Below are 20532 nucleotides of genomic sequence, written 5' to 3' on the forward strand. Positions count from 1 at the left end.
TGCCGCCGAAGGTGGCTTCCAGGCCGGCAATGATCTCGACCAGCTTGTCCGGGTCGGTTTCGTTGATTTCGATGTCGAACACGTCCAGGCCGGCGAACTTCTTGAACAGCACCGCCTTGCCTTCCATGACCGGCTTGGAAGCCAACGCGCCGATGTTGCCCAGGCCCAGCACCGCGGTGCCGTTGGTGATCACGCCCACCAGGTTGCCGCGGCCGGTGTAACGGAACACGTTGGCCGGATCCGCCACGATTTCCTCGCAGGCCGCCGCCACGCCCGGCGAGTACGCCAGGGCCAGGTCACGCTGGTTGGTCAGCGGCTTGGACGCCACGACGGAGATCTTTCCCGGGGTGGGAAACTCGTGATAGTCCAGAGCGGCCTGGCGGTCGGATTGCGAATTCATGGGGCGGCGCCTCCTCGTCTTGAATAGGGAAAATTCTAGGGCCGAAGACATAAGGCGATCATTCAGATTTAATATTGTCACATCACCTTTTCATTATGGCTTGTCTATGACGCCGTTTTCCCCGGACGAGGTTATCCGGAAACTGACCTCGCGGCTGAAGATGCGGCACCTGATGCTGCTGCTGCAGATCGAGCAGCACGGTTCGCTGACGCGGGTGGCCGAGCACATGGCCACGAGCCAGCCGGCCGTGACCAATGCGCTGGCCGAGCTGGAAAGCATGTTCGACGTGCCGCTGTTCGAACGCTCGGTACGCGGCATGACGCCCACGCCGCTGGGCGCGGTGGTGCTGGCCCGTGCCCGCGCCCTGGTGCACGACCTGGGCCACCTGGTGCAGGAAATGGAAGCCGTGGCCGCCGGCCATGCCGCCCACCTGCACATCGGCGTGATTCCGTTCGTGTCGGGGCAGATGCTGTCAGCGGCCATCGCCCGCACCGTGCCGCAGGGGCGCGGCATTACCGCCACCATCCACGAGGGCCAGGGGCCGGCGCTGCTGCGCCAACTGCGCGACCACACGCTGGACGTGGTGGTGGGCTGGGCCACGCCGTCGGTGGACCTGCGCCAGATCGATTTCGAGGTGCTGTACCACCAGCCGCCGCGCCTGATCGCCAGCCGCCGCCTGGCCGCGCGGCTGGGCCGCACGCGGCTGGAATGGAACATGCTGGCCGACCTGGACTGGATTCTGGGCACGCCGGACAGCCCGATCCGCGAGCAAGTCGCCGACATTTTCCTGCGCGCCGGGCTGGCACCGCCGACGCCATCGGTGCAAAGCGATTCGTCCAAGCTGATCGGCGAGATGATCGTGGCCAGCGACCGCGCCGTGTCCATCCTGCCGGCCGACATCGCCGATGAGCTGGTGCGCATCGCCGGCGCGGCGATCGTGCCCTATTCGTTCGACTGGACCCTGCCGCCCATTTCATTGTTCACCCGCGCCGACGGCCTGCGTCGCAATGTCGACGCGCTGTTTGCCGCCGCGCTACGCGAGGTGTTCGATCGCGCAGGACGCTAATGGATACATTTATGTACGCATAGCAATACATTTGGTATCCGTAGCCAGCGATTCATCAAGAACTGTAAAGACTCGTCAACCCGGCCCTGCTGCACTCCTATACTGCCCCGCGCATAGCATTCCAGGAGGCCTGTAGCAGTGTTCACCCGTCAACGTTTGTTTCTGCGGTGCGTGGCGCTTGCCACGCTTTGTACCGGCACACTGTCAGGCTGCAATTCGCTGCTATCCGAAGGTACCGGTGCCGGCGCGGGCATTGCCGGCGCCGCCATCGCCAACCAGATCACCGACAACGCCACCGTCGCCACCGGCATCGGCTTGGGCGTGCAGGCCGGTGCGAAGGCGGCCCTGGCCTATGCCCAACGCAAAACGCGCGGCGAAGAACAAGACGCCATCGCACGCGCAGCCGGCCCCCTGGCGGTCGGCGATGTGGCGCCCTGGAGCGTCGAGCATCAATTGCCGCTTGACCGTGACGCCCAGGGGCAGGTGGCCATCAGCCGGCTCATGGGCAATGACGACCTGCAATGCAAAGAGGTCGTGTTTTCGATCGACACGCCCGCCGAAAAACCGCAGACCGATCCGCAACGAGCGTTCTACGTCACCACGATATGCCGCGACGGCGAGACCTGGCGCTGGGCCAGCGCCGAACCGGCGACGGCCCGCTGGGGGGCATTGCAGTGAGGCCGGTCGGCATCGCCCTGCTGACGATCGCTGCGACGCTGGGCCTGGCCGGGTGCCAGAGTTCGTCCATCGGCAGCGCCACCGGCGCCATCGTGGGCACGGCCAGCGGTGCCGCCACCGCCAATCCGGTGGCCGGCTTCGCCATCGGCGTCGGCGTGCAGGCGGCGGTCGATGCCAGCGTCAAGTACGTCATGCGCGAATGGAAGAACGACCAGCAGAACGTCATGGCCAACGCCGCCGGCCAGCTGGACCCCGGCCAGGTGCGCCAGTGGCAGATCCGCCGCTGGCTGCCGTTCGGCAATGAACAAGGCAGCATCCAGGTGCTGCGCGAGATCGACACGCCGCTGGCGCGTTGCCGCGAAGTGCTGTTCACCGTGACGGCAGACAAGACGGCGGCGCAGGCCTACGTGAGCCAGATCTGCCGGCAGCCGGCCGGGCAATGGAAATGGGCCGCCGCCGAGCCGGCCGTGACGCGCTGGGACGGCCTGCAATAACCCGGGCCGGACGGCCCCAGGCCGCCCCCCCCCCCCAGCGCGCTCGCTTGATCCCGGACTTGCCGCGCGGCGATACTGCACGTTCGCCCCTGTTATCCGGACCGCCCATGCCCCACAGCCAGTTCGTCATGCCGCGCAGCGCCCTGGCGGGCGTGCAGGCGGTGGCCGCGCGCAGCGGACGCACCTTCGCACGGCATACCCACGACCAGTTCGGCATCGGCGTGATGTGCCACGGCGCGCAGGTCTCGCACAGCGGCCGCGGACAAGTCGAGGCCGGCCCGGGACAAGTCATCACGGTCAACCCCGGCGAAGTGCACGATGGCGCGCCCATCGGCGGCGAACGAGCCTGGCAGATGCTGTACCTGGACCCCGCCGTGGTCGCGGATGCGGCAGAGGGCCTGCCGCGCAGCGGCGAGTTTGCCTTCGAACACCCCGTCCTGGACGCCCCTGCGCTGGCCGCGGACGTGCAGGCCCTGTATGCGCAGGCCATCTCGCCTGCCTCGCCCCTGGCGTGCGATGCGCTGCTGCGGCGGATTCTGGCGCGCGCGGGCGGGCGCGCCCTCCCGGTGCGCGAGGCCGGCGCGCCCGCCGCCATTCGCCATGCCATCGGCCTGATCGACGATGCGCCCGCCGCGGTGCTGTCGCTGGCCGATCTGGCCCATGCCAGCGGCCTGAGCCGCTTCCAGGTGCTGCGCGCGTTCAGCCGCGCCACGGGCATGACGCCGCACGCCTATCAATTGCAGCGGCGCCTGCTCCTGGCGCGCAGCCTGCTGCGCCAGGGCACGGCGCTGGCCGAGGCAGCCGCCGCGGCAGGCTTTGCCGACCAGAGCCACATGACCCGGCTGTTCGCGCGCGCCTATGGGGTGTCGCCAGGGCGCTACGCGCAGGCGGTCGCGCGCTGAATCACCGCAGGCGGCCGCGGCCCGGGGGACGCCCCGCTACGCGCGGCGGACCCGTCGAACAGACCTGGGCGGCCCTGCAATTTCGTTCAAGACCGCGCCGCGCGCTGGCGTCTACGCTGCGGTTCTCGTTGAACACAGCCGCACTTCATGAACAGAACTTTGCAGGGCCACGCCTGCCTGGCCGCGGCCATGGCGCTGGTGGGCAGCACGGTGGTGGCCAGCAAGATCATCGCCGCCGGGCTGCCGCCGTTCACCGCCACGGCGTTGCGCTTCGCCGCGGCATTGCCTTGCTTCGCGCTGCTATGGCGCCTGACCGGCACACGGCTGCCGCGCCTGCAATGGCGCGACTGGCTGCTGCTGACGGCGCAGGCCATTGCCGGCAGCGTGGGCTACACCACCTTGCTGATCGCGGGCCTGCAGCGCACGTCCGCGGTGGACGCCGGGGTGATCCTGGGCACCCTGCCCCTGGTGTCGGCCGGCATCGCCATCGTGGTGCTGGGCGAACGGCCTGGCCGGGCCACCCTGCTGGCGATTGGCGCGGCGGCAGCCGGCGTCTGGCTGATGACGCGCAGCGGCGCGGCGGACAGGGCGGGCTCCCTGGCCGGCAACGCGCTGGTGCTGGGCGCGGTGCTTTGCGAAGGGCTGTTCATCCTGCTGCACAAGCGCCTGCGCTCGCCGGTGCCGCCCTTGGCGCTGTCGACCCTCCTGTGCGCCATCGGCCTGGCGGTGTGCGTGCCGGCCAGCCTGGTGGAAGCGCCCTGGACCCTGGCGGTTTCCGCCGACGCGTTGATCGCGGTAGCCTATTACGCGCTGGTGCCGACGGTGGGCGGGTTCCTGCTGTGGTACGCGGGGGCTGCCCGTGTGCCCGGATCGGACGCCGCGCTATTCACCGCTATTGCGCCGGTATCGGCCGTGCTGCTGGCGGCCGCGTTGCTGGGCGAAAGCCTGTCGGCCAGCCAGTTCTGGGGCATGGCCTGCGTGCTGGGCGCCGTCTTCATCCTGGGTGGGGCACGCAAGCCCGCCGCCGTCACGAGGTAAGCCATGCTGTTCCGCCATGCAAGCGCCATCTGGCGCGATTACCCGCAGTTGTCCGCCGGCGTGCTGCACCTGCGCGGCGTCCACGCGCAAGCGTCCGTCGCCGCTCATGCCGAACCCTTCATCGCGCGGGCCCGCGCGCGGCTGGCGCAAGGCAGTGAATCCGACCTGCCCGAGATCCAGGCCTGGCGGCGCGCCTTTGCCAGCATGGGCGTCAAGCCCACGCAGTACCGCTGCGCCTCGGAAGCGCTGCTGCGGCGCCTGCGCAAGGACGGCGCGCCGCCGCCGCTGCACCCACTGATCGACTTGTGCAATGCCGTGTCGATGGCATACGCGATCCCGGTCGCGGTGCTGGACTTGAGACAGGTCGGATCCGCGCTGGAAGTCCGTCCCGCCGATGGCACCGAAACCTACCTGACGTTCGGCGGCGAAACGGAACATCCCGAGCCCGGCGAAGTGACCTACGCCGACCCGGAAGGCCGCGCCCATGCCCGGCGCTGGACCAACCGGCAAAGCGGGCTGTCGGCCGTGCGCGACGACACGCGCGACGTGCTGATCGTGGCCGAGGCCCTGCACGCGAGCGCGGCCGATGATGTGGCGCGGCTGGTGCAGGAATTGCACACAGCGCTGGCGGACCTTTGGCAGCCGCCGTTGCGCCACGCGTTGCTGACGGCGCAGTCGCCGGCTTTTGAGGTCCGGCGGGACGCCGCGAAGCCGGAGTAAGTTGCCTTCAACCGCGGCTGAACGCCAGGGCGAATTCATCCGAAAAAATGTCGGCCAGCGAATGCCGCAGGGCGGCGGCGCGCTCGGCGCCATAAGCGGCCTCGAAACGCTGCTGCGCGTCTTTCCACAGGCGCCTGGACTCGGCCAGCTTGGCGCGGCCCGCGTCAGTCAGCGCGACCCGGCGGCTGCGGCCGTCGCGTTCGTCGCGCGCCATGCTGACATAGCCGTCGCGTTCGAGCGGTTTGAGGTTGTGCGCCAGCGCCGAGCGGTCCAGCACCATGGCGCGCGCCAGGTCGGTCATGGACGGCGTGCCGGCGCGCGCGATGTGCACCAGGATCGAATGCTGCGAGACCTTGAGGCCGCAAGGGGCCAGCACCGTGTCGTAGAGCTGCGAGACGCGGCGGGTGGCCTTGCGCAGGGCGGCGCCGTTGCAGATCAGCGGGTCCTGGGGGATGGTGGAGGCGAAGGGTTCGGCGTCGGACATGGTGGCTTCGGACGACTTGGTTGAGCGGGAATGACGGCAGCGCAAGCGGTGGAAAGCGCCCGCGGCAATGCGCAGGGACCTGAACAGGCGGCGGGTCGCGACCGCGCCAGGCGGGCCCGGTCCATTACGCTACTTCCACGCCGGACTGGAGTCTAGCCCATTCTTGACAGATATTGGCATATGCACGTAAATTTTCCGCACGCTCCCCTTATGGCCTTCCCGTCCCCATGTCCGCCATCCCCGCCGCGCCCACGCCCCGCCCCGCCAACGCGCGCCTGCAGGCGATGCTGCACGCCCCCATTGCCCCCACGCTGGCCCGGCTGGCCTGGCCCAACATCCTGATGATGCTGGCACAGTCGGCCACCGGCTTGATCGAAACCTGGTTCCTGGCGCGGCTGGGCACGCCGGTGCTGGCCGGGGTGGCGCTGGTGGTGCCGGTGCTGATGCTGATGCAGAACATGTCGCAGGGCGCGATGGGCGGCGGCATCTCGGCGGCGGTGGCGCGCACGCTGGGCGCGGGCCGCCAGCAAGAGGCCGACCAGCTGGTGCTGCACGCGGTGGTGCTGAATGCGGCGCTGGGCGCGGTGTTCTGCGTGCTGCTGCTGGTGTTCGGCCCGCAGCTGTATCGCGCGCTGGGCGCCGATGGCGCCGCGCTGGACGCGGCGCTGGCGTACTCCAACGTGATCTTCGGCGGCATCGTGCTGATGTGGCTGATGAATGCCTTTGCCAGCGTCATCCGCGGCACCGGCAACATGTTGGTGCCGGGCGCGGTGATCTGCGGCGGCGCGCTGCTGCTGGTGCCGCTGTCGCCCTGCCTGATCTTCGGCTGGGGCCCATTTCCCGCATTGGGCGTGGCGGGCGGCGGCTGGGCGCTGGTGACCTACTACGCGGTGGGCACGCTGGTGCTGGGCGGCTATTGCCTGAGCGGCCGCAACGCCGCGCGCCTGACGCGCAGCCGGCTGCACCTGAGCCTGCTGCGCAGCATCCTCAGCGTGGGCGCGCTGGCGACGCTGAACCCCTTGCTGACCAACGGCCTGGTGGCGCTGACCGCCGCGCTGGTCGGCGCCTACGCCGGCACCGCGGCAGTGGCCGGCTACGGCATCGCGGTGCGGCTGGAGTATCTGATGATTCCGCTGGCCTTCGGCCTGGGCGCGCCGATGGTCGCGATGGTGGGGTCCAACATCGGCGCCGGCCAGCCCGAACGCGCGTTGCGCATCGCGTTGACGGGCGGCGCCATGGCCTTCGTGCTGGCCGAGATCATCGGCCTGGCGGCGGCATTTTTCCCCGAAGCCTGGTTGCGGCTGTTCGGCGCCCAGGACCACATGCTGGAAGCGGGCGCGGCCTACTTGCGCATCGTCGGACCGCTGTATGGATTTTTCGCGCTGGGCTTTTCGATGTATTTTGCCTCGCAGGGCGCGGGGCGCTTGAAGTGGCCGTTGCTGGCGGGATTCCTGCGGCTGCTGATCGGCGCGGGCCTGGGCGGCGCCGCCTTGCATTTCACCGGATCGCTGACGGTGTTCTTCGCCATCGCGGCGGCGGCCATGTGCCTGTACGGCCTGATCATCCTGGGCGCGGTCGCGTCGGGGTCGTGGTTCGAGCCCGGGCATCTGCGCAAGCCGGGGCTGGCGGCGCGTTAGCCGTGGCGCGGCGCCGGCTTGGCCGGTATCCCGCCAAGCGGCAGGGCCGCGCCATGACGTGGCAGGATACGCGCTACGACTTGGGCGCGTCGCGCAGCGCGTAGGCCACCAACTGTTGCGCATACGCCGGCAGTTCCCCGCGCACGCACAGCACCAGGTCGCGCACCGCCCAATCGTCCACCAGCGCCACGCGCCGCACGCCGGCCGCGCGGCCATGCCGCACGGCCGCCACCCGCGGCATGATTGCCACCCCCACCCCAAGCCCCACCATCCGGCATACGGCGTCGAAGCTGCGCAGGCGCACCCGATACGACAGCACCTTGCCGCTGCGGCGCGCATGGTGCGCAATGTGTTCCTGCAAGGCGCTGCCTTGCACCAGGCCGACGAATTCCTCGTCCGCCACCTCGGCCAGGGTCACGGTCTGGCGTCCGGCCAAGGGATGGCCCGCCGGCACCACCAGCGCCAGCGGGTCATGCCGAAAGCGCAGCACCTGCAAGCCATGGAGGTCGGTGGAATCGGCCAGCACGCCGATATCGCAGGTACCGGCGCGCAGGGCGTCGGCGATTTCGTAGCTGAGGCGTTCTTCCAGGTCCACCGACACGCGCGGGTGGTCCTTGAGGAATTCGCCCAGCACCTGCGGCAGGTATTCGCTGAGCGCGGTGGTGTTGCACAGCACCCGCACGTGGCCCTTGAGCCCCTGGCCGTAGTGGTCCAGTTCGCCGCGCATGCGATCCATCTGCGCCAGCACCAGGCGGGCGTGATGGGCCAGCGTGCGGCCGGCGGGCGTGGCCTGCACGCCACGATGTTCGCGCAGCAGCAGCGGCACGCCCAGCGTGTCTTCCATGCCGCGGATGCGTTCGCTGGCGGACGCCAGGGTCATGTGCGAACGGCGCGCGCCCGCCGTGATGGAGCCGGTCTCCTGCACATTCAGGAACAGGCGTAGGTCGGTCAGATCGAAGCGCATGCAAAAAAGCGTAGCACGGCAGGCTCAGGCTGTTCCATAGGCCAGGTACGCGAGATCCCGATACGGCGTTACGCAGGCCCGGGTGCAGAATCTGCCCATTCATCCTCGATGAAGGGAGATTTCCATGAAAATCCAGATGCTGCGACATCAACTGGCCCTGTGGCCCTTGGCCTTGCTGACGGCCCTGGCCCTGCATTCCTCAGGCCGGGCCGAAGCCCCGGCCGGGCTGTCGACCTATACGACCCCGGTACAGAAATACGCGCTGGCGCTGGAGGCCCAGACCCAGGGCGACTATCCCGCCATGCTGGCCTGGCTGCGCGCCGCGGCGCGCGACGGCCACGCGCCGGCCCAGCGCATGCTGGGCATCGCGCTGCTGGGCGGTCCTGCCCTGTACGGCGGCGTCCAGCCCACCGATCTGTGCGAGGGCCGCCAGTGGCTGTTGCGCGCCGCCCGGCAAGGGCAGGACAACGCCGACGACGTGGCCTACGCGCTGTTCGGCCGCCCGCGCGATGCGCTGACCGCCCACTGCGAGGCCGCATGAATCCGTACGACGGGATGGCCGGCGGCACGCCGGCGCTGCTGGCCGCGACGGTAGCCGTTTTTATCCTGGCAGGCGTGGTGAAGGGCGTGGTGGGGCTGGGCCTGCCCACCATCTCCATGGCGCTGCTGGCGCTGGTGATGGCGCCGGCGCAGGCGGCGGCGCTGCTGATCGTGCCGTCGCTGATCACCAACCTGTGGCAGGCGCGGCCCTGGCCGACCTTGATGCCGGTGCTGCGCCGCATTGCCGGCATGCAGGTCGGCGTGTGCGTCGGCACGATTGCCGGCGCGCTGTGGCTGGGCGCGCCCTCGGGCCACTGGGCCAGCGTCTGCCTGGGCGCAGCGCTGGTGGCCTATGCGGCCTGGGGGCTGTTCGGCACGCCGCCCGCCGTCCCTGCGCGCCACGAAGGCGCATGGGGCGTGGCGGTGGGCGCCATCACCGGCGTCATCACGGCGGCCACGGGCGTGTTCGTGATTCCCGCCGTGCCGTTCCTGCAGGCGCTGAACCTGGGCAAGGACGGCCTGATCCAGGCCATGGGCATTTCCTTCACGGTGTCCACGGTGGCGCTGGCGGCCGGGCTGTGGCTGACCGGCAGCTACTCGCCGGCCGCCGCAGGCGCGTCAGTGCTGATGCTGCTGCCTGCGCTGGGCGGCATGGCGCTGGGGCAGTGGCTGCGCGACCGGCTGTCGGCGCGCACCTTCAAGCTGTGCTTCATGGTGAGCCTGGCGCTGTTGGGCGCCTACCAGGCGGCGCAGGGCCTGGCCGGGTAGACGCCGCGGCGCATCAGGCCGCCAGGCGGCGCTCGTCCCTGCGCCGTTCGTCCGCCCTGCGCTCGTCCACAAAACCGATCGACACCGACATCTCGCGCCAACGCGCCAGCTCCTGCTGCACCGATTGGATCTTGGCGCGTGCCTGGTCGAAGGCATCGCGGCCCAGGAACAGGTGCAGGGGCGCGTATTGCGCCTGCGCGGCCTGGATCAGGGCGCGCGCCGCCTTGACCGGATCCCCGGCCGGCGCGGCGATGCCCGACAGGTCGGTGCGCCCGGCTTCGGGATGGCTCGCTTGCGGCGCGCCCGCCGCCTGACCGTGCATCGCGCCCGGATACACCACCGACACCCGCACGCCATACGGCGCGGCTTCGGCAGCCAGGGCCTCGCTCAGGCCGCTGACGGCGAACTTGGTGGCGCTGTAGGCGCCCCACCCCGCGTAGCCGCCATCAAACCCCAGGATCGACGACACATTGAACACGTGGCCCGCCCGCTGTGCCCGCAGGCGCGGCATCACCGCGCGCACCACGTTCAGCACGCCGAACACATTGATATCGAAGGTATCGCGCAACTCACCGTCCGACAGCGTTTCCAGCGGTCCCGCCAGGCTGCAGGCGGCGTTGTTGACCACCACGTCGATGCGGCCGAAACCCGCGATGGCGGTGTCGACCGCGCGGTGCACGCTGCGCGCGTCGGCCAGGTCCACGGCCAGCGGCAGGAAGCGGCCTTCCAGCTTGGCATCCACCGCGTCGAGCAAGGCGTCGACGTCGCGCGACGTGGCCGCCACCTTGTGGCCCTGGTCGAGCAGCATCCTGACCAATGCCAGGCCCAGGCCGCTGGACGCGTCCGTCACAAACCAGATTTTTTCGGTGCTCATGCGATCTCCCTCTACTTGCGGCAGCCGGCAACACGCCGGCAACCCGCCCATGCCCATCGATTCACGCGGAACCCATCGACCCCAAGCGTGAGAGGGATATTAAGAATCGCACGGGGCAGCGTACAGGCTCGTTCTTGCGTGAAACCTGCCTATTTCTACAGGCTTGCCGGCACGGCCACCGTGGCGGTGCGGCATCGCCGCGGCCAGGCGGCGGCTTGGCGCCCTGCCACCCGGCGCGGTGCGGGTTCAGCCCAACGCGCTGCGATAGTGCTCGCTGTCGAATCGCGGCGCGGAATCCGCGGGCGGCGCGTCGGTGACGGCGGCGGGTGCAGGCGCAGCCGCGGCGTCGACGCCAAAGAGGGAAAGTTCAGCGGTGACCAATGCAAGCAGGAAATTTGCCATGATGACTCCTTTGATTCACATGCCCGGACCGGCGGCGGCTGCGTCGGTCTTATATAAGACATAGGGGTCCATCTTGCTGACGGCGGCGCCGCGCGTCCATTTGCTTGTGTCAATCGCGGCGATTGAGGCAACTTAAGGCCGCGCAATCCGGCGAAAAACTGGACGCAGGACACTCACCGTGCAAAACGGCGTCGCTGCCCCGTCTGGCGCACCGCCGCGACCAGCGACTGCACCGCCGGTTCGGCCGAGCGCAGGAAGGCGTAGAAGCGCGCATTGGGCAGCGCCGGCATGCCGTCTTCGCGCGATAGCGCGCGCAGGCCCTGGCGCAACTGGCTGCGCGCCACCGGGGCCACGGCAAAGCCTGCCTGCGCGGCGGCCAGGCAGCCCGCCATGCTGGCGCTTTCAAAGGCGGGCAGCCAGGCGCGGCGCGCCGCGCCCAGCGCGCCGATGGCCGCCTCGCGATACACACAAGGTTCCGGAAACACCGCCAGCGGCACCTGAGGCCCTGACTTCCAGGGCTTGTCTTCGGCCCAGGCCCAGACCAGCTCTTCTTCCCACAACAGTTCGCCCTCGTCCTGCACCCGCGCGCATTGCTTGCCAAACACCACGTCGAGCTTGCCGCGCGCCTGCTGACGCAGCAGGTCTGCCGTAACGCCGACCTTCAATTCGATCGAGGCCTCGGGATGGGCGCGGTGGAACGCTTGCAGCACTTCGGCCAGCCAGGCGCCGGCAAAATCTTCCGACGAGCCGATGCGCAGCCGCCCTTTCAGACGCGCACCGCTCAGGCGGGCGCGCGCCTCGCGTTCCAGGTCGACGATGTTGCGCGCATACGCGTACAGCGTTTCGCCGGCCGCGGTGAGCTCGAAGCTGCGGGTGGTGCGTTCGAGCAGCACGGAACCGGCCACCATTTCCAGGCGCTTGATATGGCCGCTGACCGCCGAGGGCGTGAGCGCCAGCGCGTCGGCCGCCAGCGCAAAGCCGCCGTTGTCCACCACTTCCAGGAAAGTGCGCAGCAGGGTCAGGTCAAGCACGGCGCCGGTCGGTTCGGCCAAGGTATCCATGGAGTCGATTCCGCAATACATGATTTGTTGATAATACACACTGATTATTCACCAATCATGACCATGCGCGCCGCTATCGTAAGGCTTCCCGCTACTGCAAGGATGCAATGCCATGGCCCCCTACGCCACGATCCGCACCCCGCGACTGGACATCGCCTACCTGGAATGGAACCCCGCCGGCGCACGCACCGCCGTGCTGCTTCACGGCTGGCCGGACAGCCCCGAAAGCTGGCGCACGGTGGCGCAGCGCCTGGCGGCCGAAGGATACCGGGTGCTGTGCCCGGCACTGCGAGGCTTCAGCGCCACGCGCTTTCTGGACGCGGCCACGCCACGCAGCGGCGAACTGGCCGCGCTGGGCCGCGACCTGCTGGATTTCATAGCGGCGCTGGGGCTGATGCGGCCGCTTCTGGTGGGCCATGACTGGGGCGCACGCGCCGCCGCCAACGCCTGCGGCCTGCAGCCGGCCGTGGCCTCGCACCTGGCATTGCTGTCCGTCGGGTACGGCACCAACGACCCGTCGCAGGCATTGCCGCTGCCCCAGGCCCGCAATTATTGGTACCACTGGCTCATGGCAACGCCTCGCGGCGCGGATACGGTGCGCAATGATGGGCCTGCGTTCGCGCGATATATGTGGGATACCTGGTCCCCCGCCGGCTGGTATGCCGAGGCGGAATTCGCCGAGGCGGCGCGCGCCTTCGACAACCCCGACTGGGCCAACGTCGTGCTGCATTCCTATCGCCACCGCTGGGGTTTCGAAGCCGGCGACCCCGCCTATGCGGGCGACAACGCGCAGTTGACGCCCGCGCCGCGGTTGGCAGTACCCACGCTGGTGCTGCACGGGAGCGCGGACACCTGCAACCTGCCGGCCACATCCGAAGGTCGGGCACACTATTTCACCGGCGGATACGAGCGGCGGGTGCTGGACGGCGTAGGCCATTTCCCGCAGCGTGAAGCGCCGCAGGCCGTGTCCGACGCCATCCTGAAGTTCTGCGCCGCGCTGCCCGCCGCTCGTTGATTTCCCCGTCCGCACGGCCGACAGTCGAGCCCGGCCCGGCAGGAAAACGGCGAATGACGGATAATCCCGGATGTTTCCCGCCGCAACGCCGGCGGTTTTTTTCTCGGGCGCCTCTGCCCGACAGCATTCGGAGTCAGCTATGTATCGCGGCATTGAGGCGATTGAACACTTCATGGAATCGGTCGGCCTGACCTGGCGCCCCGGCAGCACCGAAGGCGCCGACCTGCGCGTCAGCTACCGCATCGGCAATACCCGCCCGCTGAACATCGACTGCACGCTGGTCGAATTCCATTGCGACGCCAAGCGCCCCAAGGTCTGGGTGCCCGAGTTCTCGCGCACCAGCTTTCACCAGTGGTTTGAAGTGCCCTTCCAGGAATTCGAGTACACGCCCGGCGGCTCGATGCTGAAGATCAAGGCCCCCGCCCGCGGCAATGCGCCGCCCTACAGCGTGGGCATCAAGCCGCTGGCCTGATCGCCCCGGCGCCTGGCGGCCGTCTCGCGCGGCCGCTCAAGGCGCGCAATGCCTGCCCGGCAGACGCCGGGCCACACCGCGCACGCAGACCTGGCTACACCGCCTTGTACATGATGGTCGTGCCGTCCAGCTTGGACGGATCCCGCACATCGCGGGCGAATCCCGGTATCACCCCCACCGTCACATAGCCCAGCGAGCCGTACAGCGGCTCGGCGCTGTCCCCCGTGCGGGTGTCCAGCGTGATCAGGCTGCGGCCCAGTTCCACCGCCAGCTTTTCCGCGTCCTGCATCAGGCGCCGCGCGATGCCGCGCCGCCGGAAGTCCGGGTGCACCAGCAGCTTGCGGATCTCGGCGCGGTGCGGCTGGTTGGGCGGCGTATCGCAATCGAGCTGCACCGAACCGGCTACGCGGCCGTCCTGCATGGCCACCAGCAGCGACGCCTTGCCCGCCGCCAGCGACGGCAGCACCTTGTCACGCCAGAAGGCCTGCGCGTCTTCCTGCGTATAGGGCAGCACGAAACTGACGCTGGCGCCGTCCTGCACGCAGGCCTGCAGCAACGCGCCCAAGCCGGGCAGAAGGTCGCGGGCCTGGTCCGCGGAAGGGCGAATGTATTCAAGCGTGGCAATGGACATGACGGGTTCTCAGACAATGAAGAGCAGGTAACGGGCGCCGCAGTGCGGCGGAGTATCGAAAGCGCTGGCGCCTTGCAGCTGATAGCGCAGGCAGTCGCCCGGCGCCAGGGTGTAGGCCTGGCCGTCGACGGTCAGGGAGAGTTCGCCTTCCAGCATCACCAGATGGTGTTCCATGCCGGCGCGCGGCGCCTGGTCGTAACGGATATGGGCATCGGCGGCCAGCTCGCAGGCCAGCACTTCGCCAGCCAGCTTCTGCGATGGCGGCGACACCGACCGGCGCGTGAAGCCGGTGCTGTCGTCGACCCACAGCGCCTGCGCGGCGGCCGGTACCAGCGGCGCAAAATCGTCCTCGACCATGCGCATCAGCCGCGACATGGTCAGGCCATAGGCGCCGCACAGCTTGCCCAGCACGTTGGCGGTGGGGCTGACTTCGGCGTTTTCCAGGCGCGACAGCGTGGCGCGGCTGACGCCGGCGCGGCCGGCCAGTTCGTCCAGCGACCAACCGCGCGCCAGGCGCAATGCCTTCAGGCGGCCGGCCAGGCGCTGGTCCAGGTCAGGGTCTTGGGGCGAAGTGCCCAGGCTTGATGAATTTTCCATATTAGAGAATTTCTCTCAAATACGGAAAACCGTCAAGCCCTGTCTTTCCCTGCTCCGGCTGCCTTGTCGACAATTCGGCACAATACGGCGTATGCATACCGCCCGATTCGTCTCCCTGACCGTCCTGTGCCTTGGCTTCCTGACGGGCTGCAGCCTGCCGCCCCTGGACGCTCGCAACGCCTCGCAGGCGCTCACCCCGGAAGCCTCCCGCGATACCGCGCTGGGCCGCGCCATTGCGCCGCTGGCTGCCGAACACCCGGGCAAATCGGGTATCCACCCACTGGCCGATGCCTACGACGCGTTTGCCGCGCGCATGATGCTCGCGCGCGCCGCCCAGCGCAGCCTGGACGTGCAGTACTACATCTGGCACGACGACATGACGGGCACCATGCTGCTCGAAGCGCTGCACGAGGCCGCCGACCGCGGCGTGCGCGTGCGCCTGCTGCTGGACGACAACGGCACCGCCGGACTGGACAAGGTGCTGGCGGCGCTGGACGCACACCCCAACATCGAAGTGCGCCTGTACAACCCGTTCGTGGTGCGCTGGCCCAAGTTCGTCGGCTACCTGACCGACTTCCGGCGCCTGAACCGGCGCATGCACAACAAGTCGTTCACGGCCGACAACCAGGCCACCATCGTCGGCGGCCGCAACATTGGCGACGAGTATTTCGGCGCCGCCAACGGCGTGCTGTTCACCGACCTGGACGTGCTGGCCATCGGCGCCGCCGTCAACGACGTGTCGACCGACTTCGACCGCTACTGGGCCAGCGAATCGGCCTACCCGGTGGACCGGCTGCTCAAGCCGGCCGCTCCCGGTGCGCTGGCCGAGTTGGCGCGTTCTGCCAACATGGTCGAAAAATCTCCCGAGGCCGCGGCCTACGCCGAGGCCATGCGCAAGCTGCCGTTCATCCAGCAACTGCTGCGCGGCGAATTGACGCTGGAATGGGCCGACACCCGCATGGTCAGCGACGACCCGCGCAAGACGCTGGGCACGGCGCCGCCCGAAGCCATGCTGCCGCACCAGTTGCACGAGATCGTCGGCGCGCCCAAGGTGGACGTGGAACTGGTGTCGCCCTATTTCGTGCCCACGGCCAGCGGCACCGAGGCCTTCGTGAAACTGGCGCAGAGCGGGGTGAAGGTGCGCGTGCTGACCAATGCGCTGGAAGCCACCGACGTGGCCGTGGTGCATTCCGGCTATGCCTCGCGCCGCCGCGACCTGCTGGCCGGCGGCGTCGAGCTGTTCGAGATGAAGCGCCAGGCGGGCGCCGAGCGCAACAAGAGCCTGGGGCCGTTCGGCAGTTCCGGTTCCAGTCTGCATGCCAAGACCTTCGCGGTGGACGGACGCAGCGTGTTCGTGGGCTCGTTCAATTTCGACCCGCGCTCGGCACGGTTGAATACCGAACTGGGCTTCGTGATCGACAGCCCGACGCTGGCGCGCCACATCGCCGAGGCCTTCGACAACGACATCCCGCGCACCGCCTACCGGGTCTGCCTGGACGACAAGGGTGCGCTCTATTGGCTGGAGCAGCGCGATGGCAAGACCATCCGCCATGACACCGAACCCGGCACCACCGCATGGAAGCGCTTTTCGGTGTGGTTCATGTCGCTGCTGCCGATCGAATCGCTGCTGTAGCCCCCGCCACGAAGGCAACTTGCGGAGTGCCGCGCCTGTCGCCGCGGCGTAGACTGAACCCCATCCCGACTCTGCCGCATCGCCCTTTGCCGTCGCCACCATGAGCAAGCTGGACACCCTGGACTGGACCCGCATCACCGCCGACCTGGACGCCCACGGCCACGCCGTGGCGGCAGGTCTGTTGACGCCCGCGCAGTGCCAGGCGCTGGCCGCCGCTTATGCCGACGATGAACGCTACCGCAGCCGCATCGTCATGAGCCGCCATGGCTTCGGCCGGGGAGAATACAAGTACTTCGCCTATCCGCTGCCGCGGCTGCTGCACAACCTGCGCACCGCCCTGTACCCGCGCCTGGCGCCCATCGCCAACCGCTGGAACCGGCAGATGGGCATTGCCGTGCAATACCCGGACGACCACGCCGCGTTCCTGGCGCGCTGCCACCAGGCCGGCCAGCGTCGGCCCACGCCGCTGATCCTGCAATATGGCCCGGGTGACTACAACTGCCTGCACCAGGACCTGTACGGCGAACACGTGTTTCCGCTGCAGGTGGCCGTGCTGCTGTCGCAGCCGGGCGAGGACTTCACCGGCGGCGAATTCGTCATGACCGAAACCGACAGCCATGGCCAACGCGCCGAAGTGCTGCCGCTGCAACAGGGCGATGCGCTGGTCTTCACCGTGAACCAGCGCCCGGTCGCCGGCGCGCGCGGCTGGCGCCGGGTGGCCATGCGCCATGGCGTCAGCGCCCTGCGCGAAGGCCGGCGCCATACGCTGGGCGTGATCTTCCATGATGCGACCTGACATGAGCCCTACCCTGGATCTGTTCGGCGACGACGACACCGCGCAATCGGGCCGTGAAATGCTGGGCGAGCAATCGGTGGTGCTGCGCGGCTACGCGCTGCCCGATGCGGCGGCGCTGCTGGCCGGCGTGGATGCCGTGACGGCCCAGGCGCCGTTTCGCAACATGGTCACGCCGGGCGGCTACACCATGTCGGTGGCCCTGACCAACTGCGGCCGCTATGGCTGGACGACAGACGCGCATGGCTACCGCTACAGCCGCAACGACCCGTTGTCGGGCCAGCCCTGGCCCGACATGCCCGCTGCCTTCGACGACCTGGCGCGGCGCGCCGCTGACCAGGCGGGCTTTCCCGGCTTCACGCCGGACGCCTGCCTGGTCAACCGCTACGAACCCGGTTCGCGCCTGTCGCTGCACCAGGACAAGGACGAGCGCGACTACGGCTCGCCGATCGTGTCGGTCTCGCTGGGCATGCCGGCGGTGTTCCTGTTCGGCGGCCACGACCGCGCGGACAAGGCCCGCCGCGTGCCGCTGTTCCATGGCGACGTGGTCGTCTGGGGTGGCGTGGACCGGCTGCGCTTTCATGGCGTGATGCCGTTGAAAGATCATCCGCATCCACTGCTGGGCAGCCGGCGGATCAACTTCACGATCCGCCGGGCCGGCTGAATTCAGGCCGCGCGCAGCGCCACCTTCGGAAAGTCCACCGGCACGTCGAACGCCACGTTGACGTAGTTGGTGAACAGGTTCAGCGCCACGTGCGCCAGCAGCTCGACGATCTGGCCGTCGTCAAAGCCGGCCTGGCGCAGCGCGGCGACGTCCGCATCGCGCAACTGGCCGCGATCGCGCACCAGCTTCAGCGCGAAGTCCAGCGCCGCCGCCGTCTGCGGGTCGTCGGCGCGGCCGGCTTGCGCGGCGGCCATCTGTTCGGCGCTGGCGCCGGCTTTCCGGCCCAGCGCCGTATGCGCGGCCAGGCAGTATTCGCAGCGGTTGCTGTCGGCCACGGCCACGGCAACCTTCTCGCCCAGTTGCGCGGGCAGCACGCCGCCGCCCAGGGCGCCGAACGCGGCCCACAGGCTTTGCAGGGCGGCGGGCGAGTTGGCCACCGCGCGAAACATGTTGGGCGTGGCGCCGAACGCGCCATGGATCTGGCGCAGGATGTCCCGGCTGGCAGCCGGGGCGGACGTGGCATCGACGAGAGGAATGCGGGACATGAGCGTTTCCTTTGAATGAAAGGGCCGGGCCGGAATGGCTGTGGGCTGGAACCCAGTATTCCGCTTTCCGCAGTAGCATTGGATACCTTGCGTCCACAAAACATATCCATTCGTCCATGTCCGAGCCATCAGCCCCGGTCGACCGCCTGTCCGCCCTGCTGGAGCAGTTCCGCGCCCGCGCCCGGCTGTTCCACAGCGGCGCGATGTGCGGGCTGACCCGCTTTGCACCCGAAACCGGCCGCGGTTTCCTGCACGTGCTGCGGCGCGGCCAGATGGAAGTGCGGCACCCGGTGGGCGCGGGCCTGCCGCGGCGGCTGGCCCTGACCGAACCGACGCTGCTGTTCTACCCGCGGCCGGTGCGGCACGATTTCCACAACCCGCCGCAGGATGGATCCGACTTCACCTGCGCCACGCTGGATTTCGACGGTGGCGCGCGCAACCCGCTGGTGCGCGCGCTGCCTGCCCTGATCGCGCTGCCGCTGGCCCGCGTGCAGGGGCTGGAGCAGGCGCTGGCGCTGCTGTTCGCCGAAACCGAATCCGTGCGCTGCGGCCAGCGCCTGCTGGCCGACAGGCTGTTCGAAGTGGTGCTGATCCAGCTGCTGCGCTGGCTGATCGACCACCCCAGCGAAGCCGGCATCCAGGCCGGGTTGATGACAGGGCTGGCCGACCCCCGGCTGGCCCGCGCCCTGGTGGCCATGCACCAGGCACCTGGCGCGCCCTGGACCCTGGCCGACCTGGCCGGCCAGGCGGGCATGTCGCGCAGCGCCTTTGCTGCGGCGTTCAAGGCGGCGGTCGGCCAGCCGCCGGCCGACTACCTGGCCGACTGGCGTCTGGCGCTGACCCAGGCTCGGCTGCGCGACGGCCGCCCGGTCAAGGCGATTGCCGCGGAACTGGGCTACGCCAATGCCTCGGCCCTGTCGCGGGCCTTCAGCCGCAAGCTGGGCGTGTCGCCGCGTGAATGGCTGGAAACCCCGGCGGCGGCGCCTGCTCAGTAGTTCCCGAGTGAGGGTTCCCCAGGGCTGGCGGCGCCGATGCCGCGGGCCTACTATCTGCCCTTTCCTTCCTTGCGGCCCGTCATGCGCCTTCCCATCGCCCTGGCATTGCTCTGTACGCTGGCCGCCGTGCCGGCCTGGTCCGCCGAACCTCCTGCCCTGGTCGAAAACTCGCTGGGCATGACCTTCGTGCATGTGCCTGCCGGCACCTTCCAGATGGGCAGCGACGAAACCGCCGATGCCCTGGCGCGCGACTTTCCCCACTACCCGAAAGAGCGCTTCACGCAGTTGTTCGACGAAGCCCCGGTGCACACGGTTCGCATCACCCGGCCGTTCTATCTTGAACGCACCGAGGTCACGGTGGGCCAGTTCCGCCGCTTCATCGAGGCGTCCGGCTACGTGCCCGAATCCGAGGCCGACGGCACCGGCGGCTACGGCTACAACGCCGCCTACGATCCCGACAAGACCGAACGCGGTGACGCCTTCGAAGGCCGCGATACCCGCTATTCGTGGCGCAACCCCGGCTTTGCCCAGACGGATGAGCACCCCGTGGTCAACGTCAGCTGGAACGATGCCACCGCCCTGGCACGCTGGCTCAGCCAGCAGGAAGGCCGCGTCTACCGCCTGCCCACCGAAGCCGAATGGGAATACGCGGCCCGGGCCGGCGGCCGCGCCCGCTATCAACACGGCGACGACCCGGCGGGCCTGCCGGACGTGGCCAATACGTTCGATGCTGACGCGGCGCCGTTGTGGCCCAGGTGGCAGGCCTTTGCGGCCCCGCGCAGCGACGGCCACACCTTCACGGCGCCGGTCGCCCGCTACGCCCCCAATGCCTTCGGGCTGTACGACATGCATGGCAATGCCTGGGAATGGGTGGCCGACTGGTACGGCGAAGACTATTACGCGCAATCGCCCCAGGACGACCCGCAGGGCCCGGCCAGCGGCAATGTGCGCGTGCGCCGCGGCGGCTCGTGGCACACCTGGGCGTTGTACGTGCGGTCGGCCTACCGCAACTGGAATACCCCCGAAACACGCTATCCGCTGGTCGGTTTCCGGCTGCTGCGCGAGGCCGACTGAGGCCTGCCCGGCGATCGCACCGCGGACGGTGACAACAGCCCCCGGCGTATAGCGGTTAGCATAGCCGCACATACCACTACAAAGA

24 protein-coding genes and 1 pseudogene are annotated in these 20532 nt (G+C 69.1%); 16 read left to right on the plus strand and 9 right to left on the minus strand.

The genetic code is table 11. The annotated features are described in order from the left end of the window. A pseudogene (locus tag AC6LJ2_RS17315) lies at positions 1-400 on the minus strand (NADP-dependent malic enzyme); the annotation flags it as partial. Between the two features lie 106 nt (positions 401-506). Between AC6LJ2_RS17315 and AC6LJ2_RS17320 the strand changes: the two are divergent. From AC6LJ2_RS17320 to AC6LJ2_RS17345, 6 genes are all read left to right on the plus strand, one after another. Continuing rightward, positions 507-1466, plus strand: a complete 960-nt coding sequence (locus AC6LJ2_RS17320) for a LysR substrate-binding domain-containing protein (protein ID WP_498151801.1) — start codon at positions 507-509, stop codon at positions 1464-1466. 138 nt (positions 1467-1604) lie between these two features. Further along, positions 1605-2144 carry a hypothetical protein gene (locus AC6LJ2_RS17325; protein ID WP_445657365.1) on the plus strand — a complete coding sequence of 180 codons (540 nt, stop codon included), beginning with the start codon at positions 1605-1607 and terminating at the stop codon, positions 2142-2144. Beyond that, complete coding sequence (locus AC6LJ2_RS17330; protein WP_263910166.1) at positions 2072-2638, plus strand: hypothetical protein; 567 nt, start codon at positions 2072-2074, stop codon at positions 2636-2638. Before AC6LJ2_RS17325 ends, AC6LJ2_RS17330 begins: the two co-directional genes overlap by 73 nt. Before the next feature lie 107 nt (positions 2639-2745). Then, a complete protein-coding gene (locus tag AC6LJ2_RS17335; RefSeq protein WP_498151802.1) occupies positions 2746-3540 on the plus strand; it encodes an AraC family transcriptional regulator in 795 nt (264 codons plus the stop codon). Positions 3541-3687: 147 nt separating this feature from the next. Next, positions 3688-4578, plus strand: a complete 891-nt coding sequence (locus tag AC6LJ2_RS17340; protein WP_498151803.1) for a DMT family transporter — start codon at positions 3688-3690, stop codon at positions 4576-4578. 3 nt (positions 4579-4581) lie between these two features. After that, the gene (locus AC6LJ2_RS17345; protein ID WP_263910162.1) at positions 4582-5298 is read left to right on the plus strand and encodes a phenylalanine--tRNA ligase beta subunit-related protein; all 717 of its coding nucleotides are present in this window, start codon (positions 4582-4584) and stop codon (positions 5296-5298) included. A 7-nt stretch (positions 5299-5305) separates the two neighbouring features. Here the strand turns inward: AC6LJ2_RS17345 and AC6LJ2_RS17350 are convergent, their stop codons facing one another. Further along, complete coding sequence (locus AC6LJ2_RS17350; protein ID WP_263910161.1) at positions 5306-5782, minus strand: MarR family winged helix-turn-helix transcriptional regulator; 477 nt, start codon at positions 5780-5782, stop codon at positions 5306-5308. Positions 5783-6066: 284 nt separating this feature from the next. Here AC6LJ2_RS17350 and AC6LJ2_RS17355 point away from each other — a divergent pair, with 284 nt between their 5' ends. Further along, complete coding sequence (locus AC6LJ2_RS17355; protein WP_498151828.1) at positions 6067-7419, plus strand: MATE family efflux transporter; 1353 nt, start codon at positions 6067-6069, stop codon at positions 7417-7419. Between the two features lie 73 nt (positions 7420-7492). Here the strand turns inward: AC6LJ2_RS17355 and AC6LJ2_RS17360 are convergent, their stop codons facing one another. Continuing rightward, entirely contained in the window at positions 7493-8383 is an 891-nt protein-coding gene (locus AC6LJ2_RS17360; RefSeq protein WP_263910158.1) for a LysR family transcriptional regulator, read from the minus strand. 124 nt (positions 8384-8507) lie between these two features. Between AC6LJ2_RS17360 and AC6LJ2_RS17365 the strand changes: the two genes are divergently transcribed. Both AC6LJ2_RS17365 and AC6LJ2_RS17370 read left to right on the plus strand, forming a co-directional pair. Next, a complete protein-coding gene (locus AC6LJ2_RS17365; protein ID WP_498151804.1) occupies positions 8508-8924 on the plus strand; it encodes a sel1 repeat family protein in 417 nt (138 codons plus the stop codon). Beyond that, positions 8921-9691, plus strand: coding sequence for a sulfite exporter TauE/SafE family protein (locus tag AC6LJ2_RS17370; RefSeq protein WP_263910156.1), 771 nt, complete (start codon positions 8921-8923; stop codon positions 9689-9691). Before AC6LJ2_RS17365 ends, AC6LJ2_RS17370 begins: the two co-directional genes overlap by 4 nt. Positions 9692-9704: 13 nt before the next feature. On the opposite strand, the gene AC6LJ2_RS17375 is transcribed toward AC6LJ2_RS17370, so the two are convergent. The 3 genes from AC6LJ2_RS17375 to AC6LJ2_RS17385 all read right to left on the minus strand — a co-directional run bounded on the left by AC6LJ2_RS17375 (position 9705) and on the right by AC6LJ2_RS17385 (position 12028). Then, positions 9705-10565, minus strand: coding sequence for an SDR family NAD(P)-dependent oxidoreductase (locus tag AC6LJ2_RS17375; RefSeq protein WP_263910154.1), 861 nt, complete (start codon positions 10563-10565; stop codon positions 9705-9707). A 246-nt stretch (positions 10566-10811) separates the two neighbouring features. After that, positions 10812-10967 (minus strand): hypothetical protein, encoded by a 156-nt coding sequence (locus tag AC6LJ2_RS17380; protein WP_263910153.1) that lies wholly within the window; start codon positions 10965-10967, stop codon positions 10812-10814. Between the two features lie 173 nt (positions 10968-11140). Next, positions 11141-12028, minus strand: coding sequence for a LysR family transcriptional regulator (locus tag AC6LJ2_RS17385; protein WP_263910152.1), 888 nt, complete (start codon positions 12026-12028; stop codon positions 11141-11143). A gap of 112 nt (positions 12029-12140) precedes the next feature. Here AC6LJ2_RS17385 and AC6LJ2_RS17390 point away from each other — a divergent pair, with 112 nt between their 5' ends. Beyond that, the gene (locus AC6LJ2_RS17390) at positions 12141-13043 is read left to right on the plus strand and encodes an alpha/beta fold hydrolase (protein WP_263910150.1); all 903 of its coding nucleotides are present in this window, start codon (positions 12141-12143) and stop codon (positions 13041-13043) included. 139 nt (positions 13044-13182) lie between these two features. After that, entirely contained in the window at positions 13183-13515 is a 333-nt protein-coding gene (locus AC6LJ2_RS17395) for a hypothetical protein (RefSeq protein WP_263910149.1), read from the plus strand. Positions 13516-13609: 94 nt separating this feature from the next. On the opposite strand, the gene AC6LJ2_RS17400 is transcribed toward AC6LJ2_RS17395, so the two are convergent. After that, positions 13610-14146, minus strand: a complete 537-nt coding sequence (locus tag AC6LJ2_RS17400) for a GNAT family N-acetyltransferase (RefSeq protein WP_498151805.1) — start codon at positions 14144-14146, stop codon at positions 13610-13612. A gap of 9 nt (positions 14147-14155) precedes the next feature. After that, entirely contained in the window at positions 14156-14743 is a 588-nt protein-coding gene (locus AC6LJ2_RS17405) for a helix-turn-helix domain-containing protein (protein WP_498151806.1), read from the minus strand. A 91-nt stretch (positions 14744-14834) separates the two neighbouring features. On the opposite strand from AC6LJ2_RS17405, the gene AC6LJ2_RS17410 reads away from it, so the two are divergent. The 3 genes from AC6LJ2_RS17410 (at position 14835) to alkB (ending at position 17833) form a co-directional block, all read left to right on the plus strand. Next, positions 14835-16376 carry a phospholipase D family protein gene (locus tag AC6LJ2_RS17410; RefSeq protein ID WP_498151807.1) on the plus strand — a complete coding sequence of 514 codons (1542 nt, stop codon included), beginning with the start codon at positions 14835-14837 and terminating at the stop codon, positions 16374-16376. A 100-nt stretch (positions 16377-16476) separates the two neighbouring features. Next, positions 16477-17172: a 2OG-Fe(II) oxygenase gene (locus AC6LJ2_RS17415; protein WP_263910141.1), complete on the plus strand. Its 696-nt coding sequence runs from the start codon at positions 16477-16479 to the stop codon at positions 17170-17172. 1 nt (position 17173) lies between these two features. Further along, the gene (alkB, locus tag AC6LJ2_RS17420; RefSeq protein ID WP_498151808.1) at positions 17174-17833 is read left to right on the plus strand and encodes a DNA oxidative demethylase AlkB; all 660 of its coding nucleotides are present in this window, start codon (positions 17174-17176) and stop codon (positions 17831-17833) included. A 2-nt stretch (positions 17834-17835) separates the two neighbouring features. On the opposite strand, the gene AC6LJ2_RS17425 is transcribed toward alkB, so the two are convergent. Next, positions 17836-18378: a carboxymuconolactone decarboxylase family protein gene (locus AC6LJ2_RS17425; protein WP_445657373.1), complete on the minus strand. Its 543-nt coding sequence runs from the start codon at positions 18376-18378 to the stop codon at positions 17836-17838. A 116-nt stretch (positions 18379-18494) separates the two neighbouring features. On the opposite strand from AC6LJ2_RS17425, the gene AC6LJ2_RS17430 reads away from it, so the two are divergent. Continuing rightward, complete coding sequence (locus AC6LJ2_RS17430; protein WP_263910136.1) at positions 18495-19373, plus strand: AraC family transcriptional regulator; 879 nt, start codon at positions 18495-18497, stop codon at positions 19371-19373. Between the two features lie 81 nt (positions 19374-19454). Further along, complete coding sequence (locus AC6LJ2_RS17435; RefSeq protein WP_498151809.1) at positions 19455-20447, plus strand: formylglycine-generating enzyme family protein; 993 nt, start codon at positions 19455-19457, stop codon at positions 20445-20447. Positions 20448-20532 lie beyond the last annotated feature (85 nt).

It is taken from the genome of Achromobacter sp. 1014246743, from assembly GCF_059760725.1.